The 16160-nt window shown below is 60.4% G+C and carries 11 protein-coding genes; 2 read left to right on the top strand and 9 right to left on the bottom strand.

Features of this window, described 5'->3' with window-relative positions:
* Positions 1-221 precede the first annotated feature (221 nt).
* The 9 genes from EOM25_08010 to EOM25_07970 all read right to left on the bottom strand — a co-directional run bounded on the left by EOM25_08010 (position 222) and on the right by EOM25_07970 (position 12179).
* Positions 222-2912, bottom strand: coding sequence for a molybdopterin oxidoreductase (locus tag EOM25_08010; GenBank protein ID NCC25131.1), 2691 nt, complete (start codon positions 2910-2912; stop codon positions 222-224).
* Positions 2909-3886: a radical SAM protein gene (locus EOM25_08005; GenBank protein ID NCC25130.1), complete on the bottom strand. Its 978-nt coding sequence runs from the start codon at positions 3884-3886 to the stop codon at positions 2909-2911. The genes EOM25_08010 and EOM25_08005 overlap by 4 nt, the downstream gene beginning before the upstream one ends.
* 42 nt (positions 3887-3928) lie before the next feature.
* On the bottom strand, positions 3929-5050 hold the full coding sequence (locus tag EOM25_08000; protein NCC25129.1) for an ABC transporter ATP-binding protein: 1122 nt from the start codon (positions 5048-5050) through the stop codon (positions 3929-3931).
* Complete coding sequence (locus tag EOM25_07995; GenBank protein NCC25128.1) at positions 5050-6156, bottom strand: ABC transporter ATP-binding protein; 1107 nt, start codon at positions 6154-6156, stop codon at positions 5050-5052. Before EOM25_07995 ends, EOM25_08000 begins: the two co-directional genes overlap by 1 nt.
* A complete protein-coding gene (locus EOM25_07990) occupies positions 6153-7013 on the bottom strand; it encodes a carbohydrate ABC transporter permease (GenBank protein ID NCC25127.1) in 861 nt (286 codons plus the stop codon). The genes EOM25_07995 and EOM25_07990 overlap by 4 nt, the downstream gene beginning before the upstream one ends.
* On the bottom strand, positions 7013-7939 hold the full coding sequence (locus EOM25_07985; protein NCC25126.1) for a sugar ABC transporter permease: 927 nt from the start codon (positions 7937-7939) through the stop codon (positions 7013-7015). The genes EOM25_07990 and EOM25_07985 overlap by 1 nt, the downstream gene beginning before the upstream one ends.
* Before the next feature lie 80 nt (positions 7940-8019).
* Complete coding sequence (locus EOM25_07980; GenBank protein ID NCC25125.1) at positions 8020-9531, bottom strand: extracellular solute-binding protein; 1512 nt, start codon at positions 9529-9531, stop codon at positions 8020-8022.
* A gap of 124 nt (positions 9532-9655) precedes the next feature.
* Positions 9656-10756, bottom strand: a complete 1101-nt coding sequence (locus tag EOM25_07975) for an acyl-CoA--6-aminopenicillanic acid acyl-transferase (GenBank protein ID NCC25124.1) — start codon at positions 10754-10756, stop codon at positions 9656-9658.
* Positions 10757-10802: 46 nt separating this feature from the next.
* Entirely contained in the window at positions 10803-12179 is a 1377-nt protein-coding gene (locus EOM25_07970; protein ID NCC25123.1) for a glutamine synthetase, read from the bottom strand.
* 361 nt (positions 12180-12540) lie between these two features.
* Between EOM25_07970 and EOM25_07965 the strand changes: the two genes are divergently transcribed.
* Both EOM25_07965 and EOM25_07960 read left to right on the top strand, forming a co-directional pair.
* Positions 12541-14460, top strand: a complete 1920-nt coding sequence (locus EOM25_07965) for a PAS domain-containing hybrid sensor histidine kinase/response regulator (protein ID NCC25122.1) — start codon at positions 12541-12543, stop codon at positions 14458-14460.
* Between the two features lie 9 nt (positions 14461-14469).
* Positions 14470-15873: a sigma-54-dependent Fis family transcriptional regulator gene (locus EOM25_07960; protein ID NCC25121.1), complete on the top strand. Its 1404-nt coding sequence runs from the start codon at positions 14470-14472 to the stop codon at positions 15871-15873.
* Positions 15874-16160: the final 287 nt, after the last annotated feature.

Below are 16160 nucleotides of genomic sequence, written 5' to 3'. Positions count from 1 at the left end.
CAGGAAACTGATCAGGGCCATGGCCCTTTTTTTGGCCTTTTTTTTCTCTGGCCGAGTCAGACATGGTTCACATCAAAATTCGTTGCGCGTGGCAGTGTAGGTGAAAAACGGCATTTTTCAGGGTCGACTAATTGGCCTCCCATTACTCACCGAGATTGACCCAACGAATGCATAGTGATTTGTGCATTTTATCAGCAAAGACCTTCATTGGCCCACAGTGATTACAGGGCAGCTGCCCAGGCCGCAGCCACCTTGCGACACCATGCCTCTGACTCGGCCACCAGAACCGGCAGTCGCTGACGAACAGCCACGAAGAACTCATCGCCAAACTGCCCCACATACCCGGCGTAATTGCCAAACTCCCCATTACGAAAGCCCGTGATCCAATAGTCCGCGATTCGCGAGTCCACCTCCAGGTGAAACTGGAATCCATAGGCATTGTTACCGATGCGAAAGCACTGGTTGGCGCAGAAGTCTCCGATCACAAGCAGTTCAGCTCCTTCAGGCAGGTCAAAGGAATCCTCGTGAAACTCCATCAGGGGCGGCAGCGGCAGGGCACTGCCGATGACGCGGTCGGCCATGCCAGCTTTGGTCACCCGATGGGTGATGAAGCCGAATTCGAGACCGTCCATGGTCCACGTTTTGCCGCCGTAAGCCCTGGCCAGTAGCTGGCACCCAAGGCAGATGCCCGCCACAGGCCTGCCAGCTGCATCGAACTCGCGCATCAGACGCATCAGCGGCACAAAATGCGGCGAGGCCTTGTCGTCAAAGGCGTGCTGCGGGCCACCAAGAACCACCAGCCCTTCATAGTTGTCCGGACTCTGCGGCAGGGCATCGCCCTCGAGGGGACTGACTGTGGTCAGCATCGCGCCCAGCCGCTCCAACTCTTTGCAAAACACCCCGCCTGGAGCATGGGGACTATGCCGCACCACCAAAACTCGCGCACCCATGCCCCCCTCCTGCGGGCAAGGGGTGATGGCCACCGCCGTTTCGTAAAAGGGAGTGCCCTGACCCACAGCGCTGACCATATCCCGAGTAAGCAGATTGAGCCCGTGGCCCGCCTTGGTCCAACCGCCGCGCTCGGTCACGGCCACGTCAGGGCGCTGATCCAAGTCCACCTGAAGCTTGGCCCGGACCCGGCCAACAGGGCTGGTCACGAGCACGGGGTCGTTGTCGCGCAACCCGTTGTTTGCGGCCTCCTGCGCGTTGAGGATGATGATCGGGAGGGGCTCGTGGTCGGCCATGGTCCGCTCCGAGCAGATGAAGCCATGGGGCGCGATGGTCAGCAGGCGGTACGGATATTCCGGGTCGTGCCGCGGCAACTCGCCGGGCTCGAATTCGGTCATGAAGCGGAATTTGCCTGAGGGGGTGGGGAATGTCCGGTCCGCGTAGGGGACCATGGGCGCATCAAGCCTGAATGCACCGCGCCGCAGGGCGGGCAGATCGCAGCCCATAGCCCATATGGGCGCGCACAGGTCGCGCAGCCACTCGTCCTCGTTCCGCCGGAACCGATCCGCAAAGGGAAACCGGGCCGCCAGCCCGTGAAACATGCGATACTCGGAGCGGCACTCGCCCACCGGCTCGATGACCCGGTTGACCGGCCCGACATAGTTGTGGCCGTAGCTGGCCGTGACGTCGTCCTCCTCCAGAAAGGTCGTAGCAGGCAGGAAAACCTGGGCATGATCCGCCGTGTCGTCCATGAAATGGCCGGAGTAGACCACGAACTCGGCGCTGTCGAAGGCCTCGGCCACCTTGGCCGTGTTGGGGGCCATGCACAGCGGATTGGCCGCCGTGACGAAGATCATTCGGATTTTCGGGTCCACGGCGTTGAGGATTTCCTCGCCCACCCTGGCGATGAGCAGGGTCCGGCGCGGCGGGTTGAGGGTGTCGCCCCAGTAGTGCCGGTCGAATGGTCCGTATTCCTCGAAACCCTGGCTGACGCCGCCTCCGGGCACGCCGATGTTGCCGCTTATAGCCCCAAGGGCATCCACGGCTCGGATCAGGTAATGGGCGTTCTCATAGCGGTGCAGCCCCCAGCCGAGCAGGACGGAGGTGGGCTTCTGTGCCATGAGGGTATTGGCCAGGATCACGGCGTCCGTGGTGCTCACCCCGGCCATGGCGCACAACTCGGCCACGCCATGACGGTCCAGAATGGCCCGGAACCGTTCATAACCCTCGCTAAAGTGATTGATAAATTCCCGGTCCTCGCCCCCGGCCGAGAGGATGAGCTTGGCCGCAGCCATGGCCAAGTAGCCGTCATAGCCGGGCCTGGGTCTGATGTGGTGATCGGCCAGGGCGGCAGATCTGGTGCCCGCAGGGTCGATGACGATGACCGAGCCGCCGCGCTTCCTGATATCGCGGATGATGGGCACGAGGCAGATATTGGTGGAGGCCGGGTTCCTCGCCCACAGCACCATGGAGCGGCTGTTGCGATGATCGAGGGGATCATGGGACACCCTCTCGCCGAAATCAAGATTTTGCGCCCCCTGCCCTGCCCCGCCGCACAGCGAACCCCGCAGGGTCGTCACTCCGCCGAGCATATTGAAAAAATATCTGTGGAGCAGCTTGAGCGCGGTGCGCTCGCCATATCCTTGATAGTAAAGAATGGCCTCAGGTCCAGACTCCTCCACGATACGGCGTATCCGGTCGGCGATGAGGTCGAGGACCTCGTCCCAGGTAGCCCGCTCCCAACGGCCCTGTCTGCGCATCATGGGGTGGGTGATACGTTCAGGGCTGTATACCCGATCAATATACTTGGCCGTCTTATGGCAGGCTACTCCCCTGGTTAGGGGGTGGTCCGGGTCGCCAACGAGCCTGATAAGCCTTCCGCCATCCACCGTGGCTACCAACCCGCAGGCATTGGGGCAGTCCCGCGTGCAGGTCGTGATGATCCGCTGCGTGCTCGTTTTCATTTGATCTCCGGTAGGTTGGGGGCACAGGCTGGACTATCGGGACGGTCGCACTGCGAGCGATTGAGGGCCATGCACCCGCCTTGGCACCTCCGCATAAAATCCCGGCAATCAAAACATTCGCCCGAGACGCTGGCTTGACGAACTGGCCGCACCAGCTCGGCAAAATGCCACATCAGTGCGTCCCGGTTGGGATAGGCGGTCACGTCCGCCACGCGAATGTCACTCATGGGTAGGCAGTAAGAGGCAGACAGATCCGGGTGCACGTCGATGGACGGGTGGCATACGCCGGTAAACTTCATGGACACGCGCTCGAGATAGCTGCGATCCTCCACCCTGAGGTCGCACAGTCTGACGCTGCAATCTAGGCCGGTGCGGATGCCCCTCTCCTCGCATCCCTTCACGAAACGAACGATGTGCGAGATTATACCAGCCATTTCGGCATTGGTGAAGTGATCATTGGCAGCGCTGGCGCTCGGCCGCGAGATGTCATACCGCACCGAGGACACACCATACTCCTCGCACCCACTGAGCAGATACTCGAACTCACAGCACTCGTGAGAAAAATTCTTGGAAAAAGTGATCCGTGCACCCAAATCGTGCAGCCGCGACAGGGTGGCGCGCAGGGTATTGCGCTGGACCGGGGTGTACAGCGACGGATCGTTGTAGTTGACCACGAAGTTGGAGACCAAAGGTGCAAGTCGTTCCGCCAGACCGGGCCGGAAGAGGCCGTTGGTGAAAAGCACTGGTGCTATCCCGGCATCTGTGGTGCGCTCGATCATGTCCGCCAGATCCGGGTGCAGGGTCGGCTCACCGCCGATGAAGGCGGCGGCAGGGAGCGCGGTTTTGCGCATCCAACTGAGCAGTGTGTCGAACCGGACCTCGTCCATGTCCTGCGGGTATTCGTCGATCAACTCCCGGGCAAAGCAGTAACGGCAGGCAAGGTTGCAGCGATAGGTGATGAATATATTGATCATCGTGTTCTCGATGGAGGATGGTCGAAGCCATGCCTTCTGGGGCTACGCATCCGGGCGCATGCGCCTGCCTGTGGCGGGATCAAAGGCGAGGAACCTCGCGGCATGGGCCAGCTCGACGCCAACGGGACTGTGCAGTTCGAGGGAAACGGTGTCCAGGCTGTCCACCAGCAGGCGCAGTTCCGCCGCCTCATTGCGCACCGTGATCACCGAGCGAGGTCCCAGTGACTCAACATCGATCAGCTCGGCCCGAATGGACGCACTGTCCGGGTCGGCCAACCGGAGATGCTCGGGTCGAATTCCAAGCTCGAACTCGGCCGAGGCAAGCCCAAGCAGCCTGCGCAGATGGACCGGAAGATCCACGCACGCCCCGGCAAAGCGTAGGCTGGCCGTATCGGGATCATGACTGGCCGCTACCAGGTTGATCCGGGGCGCGCCGATGAACTCGGCCACCTCCCGGTCGGCGGGCTGGTCGTACATGGTCTGAGGCGTTTCGATCTGAACCACCCGCCCCTCGCGAAGCATGACGATAGTGTCAGCGATGCCCATGGCCTCGTGGAAGTCCGGCGTGGCCAGCAGGAAGGTATGGCCGTGCTCACGCTGCATGCGCCGCAGCTCGGCCCGCAGCTCAATGCGCAGCTTGGCGTCCAGACTCGACAGCGGCTCGTCGAGCAGAAACAAGTTCGGGGTGCGGATAAGGGCTCGACCCAGTGCCACTCGCTGACGCTCGCCGCCGCTCATGGTCTTGGGAAGCCGTTTCATGATGTGGGTGATCTGGAGGGTCCGGGCCATCTCGCCTACCCGCCCCTTGATGACCTCCCTATTCTCTCCCCGGATGACCAGAGGACTGGCGATATTGTCGAACCCGGTCTTGTCCGGATACAGGGCCAAGTTGTCGAAAATCATGGCCACGTTGCGGTCCTTGGGCTCCCACCCGGCCACATCGCTGCCCGCAAGCTCAATGCGCCCCGCGTCGGGTTTGTCGAGCCCGGCGATGAGACGCAGCGTGGTGGTCTTGCCGGCCCCAGCAGAGCCAAGGATGACCGTCAGTGAGCCCTCGGGCACTTTGAAGCTGACCTCGTCAAGGGCCTTTGTGGCTCGAAAACGCTTGCTGACACCATCCAAGCACAGGGTGTGGCGTTGCCGGTTCATAGCCGCATCGTTCATCAAAAAATCCTCCCGGCAAATTCGAGGCTCGTTGCGCGGTTGCTATCGCCATCAAAGAAATGCAGGGACTCCTGATCCACATTCAGACCAACCACTTCACCCTCTGCCAGCCGGGCATGGGGCGGCACCACGACCTTGAGCATCTTCTTGCCCACGTCCACGGTCAGCACCGCCTCAGAGCCACGCGGCTCAAGCATTATGACCCGCCCGGTGAACCTGACGTCCGCACCCGAGGCGAGACGAATGGACTCCGCACGCATGCCCAAGGTGAAGTAGCCCTCCGGAACAGTCGCGCCTGCCCCGAGGGACAGGGAAAAATCGCCGCGCCGGAAGAACACTTCGCCGCCGCTCTCCTCGAACTTCCCCCGGACCAGATTCATGGGCGGCGAGCCAAGGAACCCGGCTACGAATGTGTGCCCCGGCCTGGCGCAGATGGTGGAGGCCTTCTCTATCTGAAGAATCCGGCCCGCGTTCATGACTGCGATGCGGTCGGCCAGGGAGAGCGCCTCCACCTGGTCGTGGGTGACATAGATGATGGTCAGGCCGATTTCACTCTGGAGCCGGCGCAGTTCCTTGCGCATGGCCAGCCGGGCCGAAGTCTCCAGGTTGGAGAGGGGCTCGTCCAGAAGCAGGATGGAGGGCTTGGTGACCAGGGTCCGACCGATGGCCACCCGCTGCAATTCGGAACCGCCCAAATCCTTGGCCTTGGCCTCCAGTTTGTCGGACATGCCGAGCAGTTCGGCCACCGCCTCCACCGCCCGGTTGATCTCCAGCACATACTTGCCGCGCACCTCTAGGCCAAAGGCGAGATTCTTGCGCACGGTCATGGATGTGAAGACTGCATAGTCCTGAAACACGAGCCCCACGTTGCGCTTGCCGGCCGGCACGGCAACCACGGACTTGCCGTCGATCTGGATGTCACCGGAAGTGGGCGACTCAAGGCCCACGATCATGTTCAGGGTCGTGGACTTTCCGCAGCCGGACGAACCGAGCAAGGCCACGGTCTCCCCGGCCTCGACACGCAGGTCGATGTCCTCCACCGCGATGACCGAGCCGTTGTCGTATTCCTTGTGTAGAGAGACCAGTTCGAGTTTTGGCTTGCTCATTGCTTGATCGCTCCAAAGGTCATGCCGCGGGCGAGATGCGACTGGATGAGATACCCCACTACGACCAGCGGAATCATGGCCAGGACGGCCAGGGCGGCCTGGACGCCATACAGGGTGCCCGCCGTGGCCGTCACATACTTGGCCAGTTGTACCGGGATGGTGCTGACGTCGGTATAGGAGAGCACCAGGGCGAACATGAACTCCGACCAGTTTAGGATGAAGATGAACATGGTCGTGGCGAACAACCCGCCCTTGATCAGCGGGATGGTCACTGTCAGATGGGCCATGAGCTTGGAGCGGCCGTCGATCATGGCCGCCTCCTCGATCTCCCGGGGAAGGTCGTCCACGAAGCTCTTGAGCATCCAGGTGGAGAACGGCAAGGTCACGGCCACGTAGATGGCGATGAGTCCGGCATAGCTGTCGATGAGCCCGACATTTGAAAAAATAATGACAAACGGCACGGCGATGGCAGCTGGCGGAAACATCCGCCCCGAGAGGATGATCAGGGGCGTTGCCTTGCCGCCGCTGCTGTAGCGCGAGATGCCGATGGCCGAGAAGAGGCCGATGGTCACGGACAAGGCCGTGGCCACGATGGTGGCCATGAGCGAGCCGAGTACGGCCTTGGTGGCAGGCTGGCTGACACCGCCCACGCCGTATTTGCCCAGGGCCTCGGGATCGAACAGGGTCTGGAAGTTGACCAGGGTCGGCTCCGTGGGAATCCAGATGGCGGGCGAGGCGTTCCAGTCCGTGGGCGGTTTGATGGCCGTCATCAGAATCCAGAAGACCGGGAAGAGGACTATGGCCAGGGCCAGCATCAAAATGACCGCTTGCAGCGGGGAGAGATTCTTGTCGTGCATCAGCGTTCGGTCTCCAGGAGTTGGTCCCGCACCGGGGCGAGCAGAAGGTGAACCAGCAGCAGGGAACCGACGAGCACGATGAATGCGGCGGCCGCCCCGTACGCCAACTGAAAGTCGTTGAAGGCCAGCTTGTAGATGTAGAGACTGATGGTCTCGGTGGCTGATCCCGGGCCGCCGCGGGTGAGCATGAAGACCTCGTCAAAGAGCTTGATGATCTCCATGGACCGGATGACGAAGGCCACGATGATCACCGGCTTGAGGGTGGGCATGATCACCCGCCAGAACACCTGGCGGGGGTTGGCACCCAGGATGACCGCGGCCCTGACCGGGTTCTCGGGCACGGCGTTGAGGCCCGAGAGCAAAATAAGGAAGAAGAGCGGCGTCCAGTGCCATACTTCGGTGACGATCACGGCGATGATGGCCGCCGTGGAACTGCGGAACCACTCTACCGTGGCTTCGGCCCCGAAGACGAACTCGATCATCTGGTTGATGGGGCCGTTGGACTGGAAGAGCATCCAGAAAATATACCCCACGACCACGGGCAGAATCATCATGGGCGTGAGAAAGGCGGAAAAGAGCAGCGATTTTCCCCTGAACCGACGCAAGAAAAGCACGGCAAGGCCCAGCCCGAGGACGAATTCGAGACTCAGGCAGACCACGGAGATGAGAACGGTGCGCAGCACGGCGAAGAGAAAGCGCGTGTCCCAGACGAGCAGTTCGCTATAATTTTCAAACCCGACGAACCCGGCATCGAAGAGTGACCCGCGCGTCGGAGACCAGTCGGTGAAGCTCATGTACAGGGCCACCATGAGGGGCACCACCAGGACCAACACGGAGACCACCTGCCCGGGCAGGGTGAACATCCGGGCAATGGCGCTGTTGCTGAGACCGCTCGGCTTGTTGCGGAGCGGCTTGGTTGTTGGCATATTGAGCATGTGATCCTTTGCGGGGTTCATGCTGCCGTCACCGGCCGCTCGGCCGGTGACGGCAGCGGATTGTCAACCGGTTAGCTCCACTTGTCCGCACCGCTGGCCTTCCTGATGGGTTCGGCCAAGTTCTTGGCCAGGGAAAGCCAGGATTTGCGTACCTTGTCCTTGCCGATGCGGCGGGTGATGCGCTCAAAGGATTGGGCTGCGGCCGCCAGGGCGTCCTTGGGCTTCTTGGCGCCGGTCATGCATGCGTGCACCTGCTTGTCCAGGGCGTCCTGATACTCGAATCCACCGGGCAGACAGAAGTCGGGAACGGTGTTGACCATGTTGTCGTACAGGGTCTTGAGGTACTCCGGGGAGTAGGTGTCGATCAGCCGCTGGGTGGGCGCGAGCATGTGGTTGACGCGGTAGGGATCGGAGTAGCCGCCCAGGTAGGGAATGGCGTCGGCCGAGATGGTGGGCGAGGTCATCCACTGGGCGTAGGCGTAGGCCAGCTCCGGGTTGGCGGAGTATTTGGAGACAGCGTAGCCGTAGCCCCAGCAGAACAGGCCCGCGTATACCTTGGTGCCGTCCTTGGTGAAGTCGGCGGGCATGACCGTGGCCGCGATCTTGCCGGTGGTGGCCGGGCCGGTGGACGGGGCCTTGGAATACTTGAAGCCCGACGGCCAGACGATGTTCATAAAGCCTTCGCCCCGGCCAAAGGCGTTGTAGTTGGAGGACCAGGTGAAGCTGAAGGCGTCGGGATGCAGGAACTGGTTCATGGCCAGCATCTCTTCGAGTACCTGGACGCCCTCGTCGGAGTTGAAGGTTGGATTCATGTCGCCGTCGAAGTAGAGTACGCCCTTGGACACGAGGCGCTGCATGAACATCCACTTGACATAGTAGGGCGAACGGTATTCGAGGCTGCCGTAAAATCCGTTTGCCGGGTCGTGCATGAATTCGGCCAGGTCGCGGTACTCGGCCCAGGTGTCGGGCACGGCGAGCTTGCGGCCGAACTTGTCCTCAAAGGCCTTGACCTTGGCCGGGTCCTTGAGCTTGTCGTCGCGGCACAGCAGCGTGATCTGGTCACCGTCGTTGAGCAGGCCCGCCACGCGCCCGTTGTAGAGCTGGGCATGATGGCTGGCCGGGAAGACCACGCCCCAATCCTTGTTGAAAAGCTCGGGATCGTACTTTTCGGTCCATTCGGTCAGATCGTAGATGACGCCGGAGTCGATCCAATCCGGGTAGGACATGGCCGTGGGCATCATCACGTCGTAGCGGCCGGTCTTGGCCACGGCCTCCTGCATGCCCTTGGTGTGGACGACCTCGTCGGGCTCCTCAATGAATTCCAGGGTGATGCCAAGCTCGTTCTTCCACTTGTCCACGTACGGGGTCATGTTGCCGATGGAGCCGGTGGGGATGAGCAGGGTCAGTGTCTTTTTCTCGGCCTTGGCGGCCGCCGCCTTGGCCAGCTCCCAGGCGCGGTCCTCGGCACCCTTGATGGCCGCGTAGGCATTGAGCGCACCAAGGGGCGAGACAGCCACGGCATTGGCCACCACGGCAGAGATGCCCAGGATGGACATCTTCCTGAGAAAATCCCGGCGGGACATGCCACCAGCATCAAACTCCTTCAACGCACCTTCAACAGATTCATTCCCGATTTTCACGATTCACCTCGGCTGGTATAGATTTATCCAAATATATCAATCCACTATTCCGAAACAACATGGCCGCCTACAAAGAGAGGCGTACATATCCGTTTTCGCAGGGGTTTCCTGGACACAGATCCATGACTCCGGCCCCGGGCTCCATGACCACCCCGAACACGGTGTGAAAGGCGGTGGTCTCCGCCTCGCCGGGAAAGCCGTGGGCGCAGATGCAGCGCGGGTGGTTGGTGTGATCGCAGGTCAATTCCTTGAGCTTTTCGAATTCCAAACTCCCCCGATGGCGCGCCAGGAAGGCGTCGGCCACCTGCTTGCGGACCATGGAGCCGCCGTGGCTGAGCCAGTTGGCCGTCTCGAACCGGCGCATCTCGTCGCCCACGAAGTGGTTGGTATGGGCGATAGCTCCGTCGATGGGGAGTAGCTGGTAGCGCGTGGCCGAGGTCTCGACGCAAAAGGCCACGCCCTGCCCGGCCAACTGGTAGGTGATGCCCGAGGCGCGCTGGGAGAAGATCATAGCCCCCAGGGCGTCCCCCACGCGCTCGGCACCCAGCGCCTTGCGCATGACAATCGGATAGATAACCCCGTGGCGGGCGTCGGTGGCCGCCACCTTGTTGATGACCGCCCCCAGGCCCCGGGCGTTCATGCCACAGACGCCGAGCATGCCGGCAAAGGTGATCACCAGCATAGCCGGCCCCTCCTGCGGGGTGATCCGCAGCAGGCAGAGATACGGCTCGTAGAACTTCTCCATGTCGTAGGTCTGGCCGATGAAGGCCCGGCCTCCGAGCCCGGACTGGCCGGTCACGTTGAAGGTGGTGCATCCCCACAGGGAGTCGGGCAGCAGACGCGCGCCAAGCTCCGGCGCCCGCAGCTCCTCCAGTTCGAGAAAGCAGTTTAGGTACAGCACATCCTCGAAAGGGATGCCCGCGCCATCGGCGATGCCGCGCATCTCAAGCACCAGCTCGGGCGAAAACTTCTGGAGCTGCCCGAGGTTCTTCATGCAAAAGAGGACCAGGGACTCGCGATCGACCCTGAGCAGGGCGTTGTTTTGCTGATGCACCCTGGTGATGGACGTTGTCAGCGACACGATCAGTTCCTTCATGGCCCTGCCGTGCCCAAGCCCTATCTCGTATGGTGTTCCGGCCAGTTCCACGACCGGTATTGCGATGGACATGTCTTCTCCTGAAAGCTGCGCGCTGATGAGTGAAAGTGCTTCAGGCCTAGATCAGTTCCAGGAAGTAGTCCCATTCCCAGGGATCAACCCGGTTGTTGAATTCCGGGGTTCCGTAGTCCTTGAACTGCCCCCTGGCGGTTTCCACCTCGTACTTCTTCACGGCCAGGACCAGCTTGATGAACTCGGGGTCCAGGACCGAATGCAGTTCGGTGTCCTGCTCAAAGGCCTCGATGGCCTCGTCCAGGGTGAAGGGGAGCCTCGGCAGATCCTCGCGCTCGTAGGCGATGCCCAGCACCGGGGAGGGCAAATCGGGGGCCGAGCGGATGCCCTCAAGCCCGGCGGCCAGGGTGCTCAAGGCCAGCAGGTAGGGGTTGGTTCCGCCGCAGGCCAGGCGGTTTTCGAAATGGGTGCTTTCACCGCGACACCCCTTGAGGCGGATGCCCACGGTCCGGTTCTCCATGCCCCAGGTGGCGCTGTGCGGGGCAAAGGAGTTGACGCGATAGCGCTTGTAGCAATTGATGGTCGGCGCGGTGAACACGGAATTGGCCCGGGCGTGCTTGAGCATGCCCGCCAGGAAGTTACGCGCCAGCGGGGAAAGGCCGAATTCGCCTTCCGGGTCGTTGAAGGCGTTCTTTCCGGTCTTCTTGTCGATGAGACTGACATGGAAGTGAGAGCCGGACGCGCTGGAATCGATGAACGGCTTGGTCAGCCAGGTGGCGATGTACCCGTGCTGGAGGGATATTTCCTTGGCTCCCATCTTGTAGAGAAAGGCGGTGTCCGCTGCGGCCAGACCGTCCTGGTAGTGCAGGTTGATTTCCTGCTGCCCCGGACCGTGTTCGGAGTTCTGGGTGATGATGCGCACCCCGGCCTGGTCCATCTTGCGCATCAGGTCGTAGGTGTAGTCGATGTCGAAGTTGTTCTTGAGGGTCACGAAGATGGGCTGGCCCCCGTACACGGGCTTGCGGGTCTCGCGGTCGAGCACATAGAACTCGAACTCGTATCCAAGACGACAGATATAGCCCATGGCGTCGAATTCGCTGAGAATCCTTTTGAGCAGCAGACGAGGCGAAGCCATGGCAGGCCGACCATCGTACCAATAGGGGTCCACAGTGATGTTGGCCGTGTTGGGCACCCACGGCAGCACGGTGAAGGTGGACAGGTCCGGCACGGTACAATGGTCCTCAAAGGACACTTCCTCGGCATAGCCCGTGCCCGTGGGCACCATGGACTGGATGTCCAGCCCCAGTAGGCCGCCGTAAAAATTGAGCCCGTTCTTCAGATAGTCCATAAAGAAGCCCACCGGCACGGTCTTGCTCCGGGAAACGCCGTGCAGGTCGGACTGCTCGAAACGGACAAAATGAATGTCATGATCCCTGATTTGCTTCTCGATGCTGTCAATGGATGGTGTTTTGGGCAGACTCATTGGCGTGACTTCCTCTTTTTGGCAATTCTGATACCAATTTCAATGGTTATTTTTTCTTTTGTTTTCATAAATGAAATTTTATTGACATTTACAATTGGCATGCCATTTCGCCATGAATGATACGTATTCTTTATAAATTAGTATGTTGAAAATAATTATCGAAAGACCGTCGCGGACATACCAAGGAAATCAATGAGCAAATTATCATTTTTAATAATTATTTTTTTAAACATGAGAATCGTCTCAACCGCTCAGTTTTAAAAATAATATTAGTTATAACAATATATTATGCCATAAATCGCTGGAGTTGAACAATTGCTGAGATAAAGGCAAAATATGATTCTTTTATGTATGTATAAAAATGTTATTTTTTTCGAGGTATCGAGGTGTGTTCATGACCTCATTTTTCCAGCGTTACGCCGAACACAGTCCGTGCGCCCTCGCCACGCTGGACCGCGACAACGTCGTGGTCCAAGCCAACCAAGCCTTTGGCAGGCTGATAGCTCAATTGAGTAGAAGCCCTGTTGCAACGCCGACAGGATCGGTTCCGGAACGACTCGGGCTTCCGGTATCGCTCATGACCGCGCTCGACGCCGAACTCAAAGAGGTCCGCCAAAGCGGGGAGGAGTGCCGGTTCCATTGGAATGACACGACAGCGGACGGTGTGCGCGGCCTGAGCTGCCGATTGATCCCTCTCGGCCAGCAAGAGATGGTCATCGTCGATCTGGGGTCCGGGCAGGATGTGGCGTGGCTTGAGGACGCCCTGCGCGCTGAGCGCATGGCGCGCCGAAAATCGGATCTGTTGCGTGCGCGCGGGCGCAAACTCTTCTTCGACGTAATCGACGACTTACCTGTCTTCGTGTACATGCAGCGGCTCGACTACACCGTTGCATATGCCAACAAGAAGACCATCACATTTTACGGCCATACCGAGGGAAAGCGATGCTACGAGGTGTTCGGAGGACGCAGCACCCCCTGTCCGCAATGCCCGACTTTCACGGTCTTTGCGACCGGCAAACCGGTTGACTGGCAGTTCACGGACAACGATGGCCGGACCTTCCACATCTACGACTATCCCTTTGAGGACGAGAGCGGCGAACCCCTAGTTATGGAATTGGGCGTGGACATAACCGAGTTGAAGCGAGTGGAGAGAGAGCTTTTCCAGGCCCAGAAGATGCGAGCCATAGGCGTACTGGCAGGCGGCATCGCCCACGACCTCAATAACAACCTTGTGCCGATAATCTTCAATATCGACCATGTGTTGGGCAAATCAACGGACACGGCCATGGTCTCGCCGTTGGCCGAAGCGCTGCGTGCCGCCTACAAGGCCGCCGAACTGGTGGAACAGGTGCTGGAGTACAGCCGCCAGCAGGACGTATCGCGCTCGCCGCTTCACCTGACCCCGCTGGCCCGGGAGAATCTGGCCCTGCTCCAGGCCTCGCTGCCCGGGCATATTAAGCTGACCGTGAACTCCTCGGCGGACCAGGATTGCGTCATGGCAAACCCCTCGCAGATCCAGCAACTGCTGCTCAATCTCTGCCGCAACGCGGTGCAGGCCATGCCCGATGGTGGTACCTTGTCCGTTTCCATCACCAATCTGCATCTTTCGTCGCAAAAGGACGCTCCGCACCTAGGGCTTAGGCTGGGCAGCCATGTGGTGCTGAAGGTAGCCGACACGGGATGCGGCATTGAGTCCGAGGCTATGGAGCGCATCTTCGAGCCCTTCTACACCAGCAAAAAGAACAGCGGCGGCACCGGCATGGGACTGGCCGTGGTCCATGCCATCACCAGTTGCAACGGCGGGTCCATCCACGTGGACAGTGTGTCAGGTTCGGGCACGGTGTTCACTGTCTATTTGCCCTGTGCCGCACCTGCGGCCAGCCCAACCGTCGAGGAACCGCGACAGGCGTCTCGGACTACAGGCCGCATCCTGCTGGTGGACGACGATCACGGCGCGCTCCAGGCCATGCAGCGGGTGCTGCGCGACGCGGGCTATGAAGTCTTCACGGCTGACAGCGGACAAGAGGGACTCAAGGAATATTTCCACGCCAGGGGGCAATATGATTTGGTGCTCACTGACCAGTCCATGCCCGATATGACCGGCCTGGAGCTGGCGACTCGCATCCTCGACCACGACAGCCGGGCAAGGATCGTCATCTGCACGGGCCATGTGGAGCCGAAGCTTGAGGCCCAGGCATCCGGAGCAGGAGTGGCCGGGTTTGTCATGAAACCCATGTCACCCAGAGTACTGGTGGAAAAAATCAGACAATTCTGTGCGTAGGAAACTGCCATGGCCAAAATTCTCGTAATCGACGACGACGAACTCATCCGTAGTAGCCTTTTCCGATGCTTCGAGGACATGGGCCACGAGGTTGCAATGGCCGAAAACCTGGCATCAGGCATCGCTCTGGCGGAAACTGGAGTCGATGTCATCTACCTCGACCTCCACCTACCCGACGGGGATGGCCACAAGGCCATCAACGACCTGGCGGCCACCCCGGGCCAGCCGGAGATCATTGTCCTCACGGGACAGCTCGACAGCTTCGGGGCGCAAGAGACTCTGGCCAGCGGAGCATGGGACTACATCAGAAAACCCGCATCCCCGGCCGGCATCCGAGCCTCTCTGAACGGTGCCCTGGGCTATCGGAAGAACCGGTGCGCCACTGCCGTGCCCCGGCCAGTCTTCGATACCTGCGGCATCATCGGCGACGATCCGACTATGGAGCGGGCCAAACAACTCCTCGCCCGGGCGGCGGGCAGCGAGGCCAGCGTCCTGCTTCTTGGTGAAACCGGAGTAGGCAAGGAACTAGCCGCCCACGCCATCCACGCCAACAGCCCGCGCAAGGGTGCTCCCTTTGTGGTGGTGGACTGCTCGAACCTGACCGAAAGTCTGATGGAAAGCATCCTCTACGGCCACGTCAAGGGTGCCTTCACCGGTGCTCACATCAACCACAAGGGTCTTGTGGCCGAGGCAGACGGCGGAACACTTTTTCTGGACGAGGTCGGCGAATTGCCCGCCTCGTTACAGAAATCTTTCCTGCGCGTGCTTCAGGAACGCCGTTTCCGGTCAGTGGGAGCCGGGCGCGAGCAGAACAGCGACTTCCGCCTTGTGGCCGCCACCAATCGCGATCTGGAGGCCATGGTCAGGGCCGGAACCTTCCGCAGCGACCTGCTTTTCCGCCTGCGCACCCTCGAGATCTCCCTGCCTCCCCTGCGCGAGCGTGGCAACGATCTGATCCACCTCGCGTCTCATTTTACCAAGGGCTCATGCCGCCACTACGCCCTGCCACCCAAAAAACTCTCCAAACAACTGACCGCCATCCTGACCGCGTACCCCTGGCCGGGCAACGTACGCGAACTCGGCAATGTCATGGAAGCGGCGGTGATCGCTGCTGGGCAGGATCCCGTACTGTACCCCAAGCACCTGCCCAGCCATGTCCGCATGTCCTCCCTGGACCGGGGCAAACGCAAACCCGCTTCCAATACATCCGCTCCCAAAGAAAGCGGGCCCGTTCTCGCCTATTCGACATACAAGGCCATGCGCGACCAAGCCTATTTCCGGCACCTGATGGAGGTCTGCGATCATGACGTGACCAAAGCCAGCCAAGTCTCTGGCCTGAGCGTGCCAAGTATTTATCGCCACCTGGCTCTGGCCGGAATCCCGACCAGAAAAAATACTGGAGTTGAAACCTAACCCCCAACCAGCTGGACGATAACACCAGCGACAACTGACCGAGTTGGGAAAGCCAGTTTGGTTCTGGGGTTGCGTGTCCGCTTTTTACACGATTCTTCAAATCAATAGCCGGGAGGTATATCTGTTGGGCAAGATTATAAAATTATCGGGGATTGCCCAACAGGGTTCGCAGGCTAAAAGGTGGTCCGAAACGACGGTCGTTGACTAGCCTTCTCATGTAAGTGAAAAAGGAACTTGTCCCCGAAGCGGAGCAATACGACCAAGAAGCCTCGGAATTCCTGAGGGCA

This window comes from Deltaproteobacteria bacterium (genome assembly GCA_009929795.1).
Taxonomy (GTDB): domain Bacteria; phylum Desulfobacterota; class Desulfovibrionia; order Desulfovibrionales; family Desulfomicrobiaceae; genus RZZR01.
This window is presented reverse-complemented; position numbering and strand designations above follow the sequence as displayed.

Coding starts and splice junctions, on each gene's coding strand:
- EOM25_08010 (NCC25131.1), bottom strand. CDS start 2,912: ATGAAAACGAGCACGCAGCGGATCATCACGACCTGCACGCGGGACTGC.
- EOM25_08005 (NCC25130.1), bottom strand. CDS start 3,886: ATGATCAATATATTCATCACCTATCGCTGCAACCTTGCCTGCCGTTAC.
- EOM25_08000 (NCC25129.1), bottom strand. CDS start 5,050: ATGAACGATGCGGCTATGAACCGGCAACGCCACACCCTGTGCTTGGAT.
- EOM25_07995 (NCC25128.1), bottom strand. CDS start 6,156: ATGAGCAAGCCAAAACTCGAACTGGTCTCTCTACACAAGGAATACGAC.
- EOM25_07990 (NCC25127.1), bottom strand. CDS start 7,013: ATGCACGACAAGAATCTCTCCCCGCTGCAAGCGGTCATTTTGATGCTG.
- EOM25_07985 (NCC25126.1), bottom strand. CDS start 7,939: ATGCCAACAACCAAGCCGCTCCGCAACAAGCCGAGCGGTCTCAGCAAC.
- EOM25_07980 (NCC25125.1), bottom strand. CDS start 9,531: ATGTCCCGCCGGGATTTTCTCAGGAAGATGTCCATCCTGGGCATCTCT.
- EOM25_07975 (NCC25124.1), bottom strand. CDS start 10,756: ATGTCCATCGCAATACCGGTCGTGGAACTGGCCGGAACACCATACGAG.
- EOM25_07970 (NCC25123.1), bottom strand. CDS start 12,179: ATGAGTCTGCCCAAAACACCATCCATTGACAGCATCGAGAAGCAAATC.
- EOM25_07965 (NCC25122.1), top strand. CDS start 12,541: ATGTTATTTTTTTCGAGGTATCGAGGTGTGTTCATGACCTCATTTTTC.
- EOM25_07960 (NCC25121.1), top strand. CDS start 14,470: ATGGCCAAAATTCTCGTAATCGACGACGACGAACTCATCCGTAGTAGC.